We start from the raw sequence: 4,831 nt of genomic DNA on the forward strand, positions 1-4,831 counted from the left end.
GCAATCATCACCTCGCCGCGACACCGACTCGCCATCCTGATTGTCGTGCGCTTCCCACCCAGATTGTCGCGCTATACAGATTTCACTGAACGTGTGCGTCCGATCGACACGGCATGCCCGACAAGCCATCTTCAACAGCGTAAAATTGTCGACGGGCAGTTTTGACTTTGCGCCTGGTAGGAAGTCTAAGTGAAGATGCGCGGCCACAAGAACGAGAAACGCGGTCACGTGTCGTTCATTCGAGATATCCAGCCCCGCGTCGGCTAGCAGGCTTGCCGCCACTTTCCTGGCAAGCGTCCAGTTTTTTATCCGCGCGAGGCTAACCGATCCATATTCGTTTCGTTGCGTGCGAAGCGCCTCCATCTCAACGATGAGATCCCTCGCGCGATCCTTTCGCTTGCGCGCAGCCATCTTTGACATTGAAATCCCCTCGCTCGTTCTACCGAACTCCCACACTAAGCCTGCAATCATTGCGGGACCGGATGACCAACATATCCGCTATGAACTGCCGTCGACTAGGCCACGTGCAGAGCGCTAGACGAGGTTTTCATGGCCTCGGACACAATTGGCCTCGAATGATCGCCTCGAAACGCTCAAAAGAGTAGTGGTAGGGGCGCTCAAATATGCAGTGATAGTGCAGCCGGTGGTCGGCACTCATTTCCAAGACGCAGACCATACGCAATCGCTTGCCATGTACCTTCGCTGCACGACCCAGCACTCTGGTCTCCAAGCGGACGCGAAAGAGCCGAAGGTTCGCTGATGCGACAATGTCATCTGCGACTCTCGCTCCCGCACGCTTCTTCATAGTCAGAGTTACAGCTACCGGATTTTCAAACGGCACCGCGTTGATTAGGCTCGCCAGAATGTCGCGGCTGACGGAAAGAGACGTTGGCATCAGTACCGGATGGGCGGCCAACGTTCCGACTTTCGCAATCGGCAGAGTGTGCGCAGCAGGAAATGGCGTGCCTTGTCGCTGAGAATGAGGACTGCACTGGTCGGGCCTGTCAGAAGCATCTTTTGCTCGCCGGTCAGTGTGAGCCCACCCAACCGAATTCGATACTGGCCCGTGGTCCGGCGCGCGTACAATGCTCTCCGTAAGTCCATCAGCTCATCGAAGCTTTGTGGCTTATTCAATTGAAGCCATTCGAGGACGTCAGTTGGCAGCGAACCTGGATATCGTTGGCGATACGTCTTGCGCGGTTCTAGCGGTGCAGGTCGTGCGATCAACGGTATAAAGGATGAATCCTCTGGCTCGTCCCAGAGCGATCGCGGTGCTGAGGGTGAGCGGTTCACGAGAGCTCTCCACGCTGGCGTAGATCGCTCTCATATTGCCTACGTTGCTCTTCAGTGTAGACGCGAGCGGGACCTGCCGCCCCATACGTCCCGCCTCGCAGTCCGCGTTCATGTTGAAGGTTGTTGCCGCCATACCGGTTGGTCGCCATCCCACGAAGATGCGAGGGATAGTTGCCGATAAGGCGATCTTGGGTGCTTGTGGATTTTGAGTTTTTGAATGCTGGATCGTGCCAGCGGGTCGACTTACTAGTCATCATATCTCCGTTCAGTTGCGAATGGGGTGGTCAGCTGATGCCAGATCAGCCCCAACGGAGATATTTAGAAGCCGGGAGACTTTGGTGCTTGGTGGTTGGGAGCAATACTTCGGGCCCTGCCAAGCCTTTCTTTAGCAGCAGACTGGCTTGGCATCGCTTTGATGTGCCACCGCGCCCTATTTGGCTTGGGTGCCTACATTGTGAACCTGAAGGAGCAACTCGTATTGGCGAGCTTTTTCCAACAGCGCGTCTCGAACTGGACCTGGCGGGAGAAGCTCCGCTTGCTTGCGAGCTTCTCTAGCGCATTCTGCGCTGACTTCCTGCTCTCTGGTCATAGCTCAGTCTCCGCTCTTTTCGGACAGCTTTCGATGATCTCGCGAATCTCCTCGTCCGAATGCCAAACCCATGTCCGGCATTGGCGGCTGGCGAATGCAGCTTGTCCTTTCTTATTAACGGAATCCCGGTCGTCGCGTTCCTGTAGGAACTGGCTAGATGATTTGAGCGTTCAGGGGACGGAGGTACATTCATGGCACAAGCAGCATGGAAACGACCTGGCTCGCCTATTGGCAGAAAGGGCCCACGCAAATCTAACCCAAAATACAAGCAGCGCTCGCGTCAGCCGTGGACTGAGAAGGAGGTGAAGCAGCTTCGGTCACTGGCGAAAGCAAACACGCCCACCGGGGTCATCAGCCTGAAGATGGAGCGCCCACCCGGCTCGATCGCCAGCAAGGCACAGCGCGAGGGCATCTCGCTAAAGCCCACCAACCGCTCTCCATATAATCGGCGGAAGAAGACGACCAAGCGAGGCCAACGCTAGCCCTTGCTGGGCGGGATCTCGATGAGCACCCCGCTCACATCCGGCTCCTCAATGCCTGCATCGATATTTGCGGAGCGGTTGCATTCGCATCGCGTGCCGGCGCCGCACATGCAGCCGGTGGGATCATCGGTCCAAGCAAGGTGCGGATGGTTCTCGCAAACCCAGCCGAGACCATGACAAATTGGACAATTCGGGTTGGTCACAGCGTGTCGGGGGTTCGCAGCGGAGAGCTTTTATCCTCGTTGATCAATTCCTGCTCGGCCAAGTGCCAGAACTCCTCATCTCGTCCTTCGGGTTTGCCGGCCTTTTCCCAGAGCTGGTAGGCACGGGCCGCTACGGCTTCATCAATCCGCTTGTTCATCGGACTTCTCCTAATCCTCAACGAGCGGGACCTTCTTGCGTTCCTACTTCCTCGACAGGCCCTTGAACGAACTTGCTCGTAGCAGCCCTTCTGACGTGACGTCGCGATATTCGATGTCGGCGACGAACGATGGTTCAACCCAGGTAGCCTTCGGTTTCCCAACTGGCTTGGTGAGCTTGGACTTCGGGCTCACGACTGTATCGAGCTGCTTTCGGATTTGGCTGGATACGGTCCGCGACCAGCCGGTGCCGACCTTGCCCATGTAGACCAGCTCCTTGCCCTGCTGCTTGGCCAGGTACAGCGCTGCAATGCCCGTCGGATCCTTGATGAAGCCGACGACGGGAAACTTCTCGCGCTGCACCGTCTTCACCTTCACCCAGGCGTCAGTTCTCTCCGAGCGGTAGGGCGCATCCGCGTTTTTCGAAATGATGCCCTCGTACTTGAGCTTGCGCGCATGCTCAAACAGCTGCTGGCCATCGCCAATCAGGTGCTCGCTAAAAAGTACGGGTGGCTCAAGCTGATAGGAATCGAACAGTCCTCGCAGCATCGCCTTGCGCTCAATCTGCGGCCGCTTGCGCAAGTCTTGCCCGTCGAGCCACAGGAGATCGAAGGCGTAGTACAGCAAGCGGTCCTGGTCGCTTCTGGCGAGTTCTGCTTGCAGCTCGGAGAAGTTGGTCCGACCCTCATGGACGACAACAACCTCGCCGTCGATGATTGCCTTTCCGGGAATGTCAAACGCACCGGCAATGACGGAGAATCTTTTGATCCAGTTCAGGCCGTTGCGAGTGAACGCTTTGGCCTTGCCGCGATCGAGGTGAAATTGGATGCGGTAGCCGTCATATTTGATCTCGTGAATCCACTTGTCTCCTGATGGAGCCTTGCTCCGCAGGGTCGCGAGCTGGGGCTTAATGAACCCTGGCATCTCGATACGCTTGGACAAAGAACTCAACTCACAAAAAGCCCGCCGCTGGGATCCAACGACGGACAGTGTACACAGTTACTGCTTCCACGCCTTGCAAACGCTGGCGTGGCTGTGGCGTTCCTTTCCCTTGCCCGCTCGTATCCGTGTTTTTACGGAATCTGCTTTCAGCGCTCGCAGGACATATTGCGGGTGCTGGAGCTTTTTTCATTAAGGTCGATTTTTTCAGCATTTCCGGTAGGGGCCGTTCGCGTGACGCGGCCCCTTTTAGCTTTGCGAGGGTCCCATTTCCTTACGAGACATCGCTCTTCCTGCTGGGCCGATGCTGTACGGCCGGTTCAGAAAGAATTCGCGATTGCCGAGAGCGGCTTCGGCGTACTGGTCGATGGCGACCTGGATGGCCTGGATGTGGTGATAGCACCAGCCTTCCCGGCAAGAGAGCTGCCGGACTTCGTTCAGGGCTTTGACGAACGGCGGTGGATTTTTCCAATCGTCGAACCACTGCGGGCGCTCGCTCACCATTTCCGGCCTCCGAGTACGCGTCCGTTCGGCTTCGGCAGCTGAGCCTTCATCCGGTCCCTGTCGGCACAAAGGGTATCGATCTTGTCGAGCATGCGCTGAAGCAGCGCCTCGGCTGAGCTGGTCGGGATGCCGGCTCTCTGGAGTTGGAGGATTTCCTTGCGCTGGCGGCTGACCTGCACGCGCATGCGCTCGATCTCCGAACGGAGGAATTCGAGGGTGGGCATTTGGTTCGCTCTGAAACTTCGGTGAGCCGCCATAAGAACGAAAAGAGAACACCGAGTCAATCCGTCAGAAAGCACGATGGGCCCTCCGACTAGGTTTCGCAGCCGCTTCTCCGACCGAACCAGCGACGCCGGCACTGGACGTTTTCACAAGCGCCGGGAATCGCTATCGGGGCTCGGGGGCAGAGACGCGAGAGCTAGCAAACCGAACTCCGGTCGTTCAGTTCGTCCCTCGGGTGGTTTGATTCGTCGGTCTCGGCGAAATGCAGGCGTTCAACTTCACTCGGCAGCCGTTATGATCCCGTGCGGAATTGGGACTTTTAGCGCATGGAGATAATCGGCGCTGAACTCGGCCACCGTTTCAAGTTCCTCGCGCCGAAGCACGTAGGCGATTTGTCCGCGCCAATCGAGCAATCCCATCTTTCTCAGTTCCTGAACTGTGCG

At 57.2% G+C, this 4,831-nt stretch carries 5 protein-coding genes; all 5 read right to left on the reverse strand.

The features are described 5' to 3' along the window. Positions 1-420 (reverse strand): hypothetical protein (locus IF803_RS42155; RefSeq protein WP_461196121.1); only part of this gene is annotated, 420 nt, incomplete at its 3' end. A 2,143-nt stretch (positions 421-2,563) separates the two neighbouring features. After that, positions 2,564-2,725 (reverse strand): DUF2934 domain-containing protein, encoded by a 162-nt coding sequence (locus IF803_RS42160; RefSeq protein WP_080687013.1) that lies wholly within the window; start codon positions 2,723-2,725, stop codon positions 2,564-2,566. A gap of 43 nt (positions 2,726-2,768) precedes the next feature. After that, a complete protein-coding gene (gene ligD / locus IF803_RS42165) occupies positions 2,769-3,665 on the reverse strand; it encodes a non-homologous end-joining DNA ligase (protein ID WP_461196122.1) in 897 nt (298 codons plus the stop codon). A 246-nt stretch (positions 3,666-3,911) separates the two neighbouring features. Then, positions 3,912-4,166, reverse strand: coding sequence for a hypothetical protein (locus IF803_RS42170; RefSeq protein ID WP_028344491.1), 255 nt, complete (start codon positions 4,164-4,166; stop codon positions 3,912-3,914). Next, entirely contained in the window at positions 4,160-4,351 is a 192-nt protein-coding gene (locus tag IF803_RS42175; protein ID WP_245288930.1) for a hypothetical protein, read from the reverse strand. The genes IF803_RS42170 and IF803_RS42175 overlap by 7 nt, the downstream gene beginning before the upstream one ends. Between the last annotated feature and the right edge of the window lie 480 nt (positions 4,352-4,831).

It is taken from the genome of Bradyrhizobium sp. UFLA06-06 (genome assembly GCF_054820065.1).

Bases quoted from the DNA above. Each gene is read 5' to 3' on its own strand.
- IF803_RS42175 (WP_245288930.1), bottom strand. From the start codon at position 4,351: ATGCGCGTGCAGGTCAGCCGCCAGCGCAAGGAAATCCTCCAACTCCAG.
- IF803_RS42160 (WP_080687013.1), bottom strand. From the start codon at position 2,725: ATGAACAAGCGGATTGATGAAGCCGTAGCGGCCCGTGCCTACCAGCTC.
- IF803_RS42170 (WP_028344491.1), bottom strand. From the start codon at position 4,166: ATGGTGAGCGAGCGCCCGCAGTGGTTCGACGATTGGAAAAATCCACCG.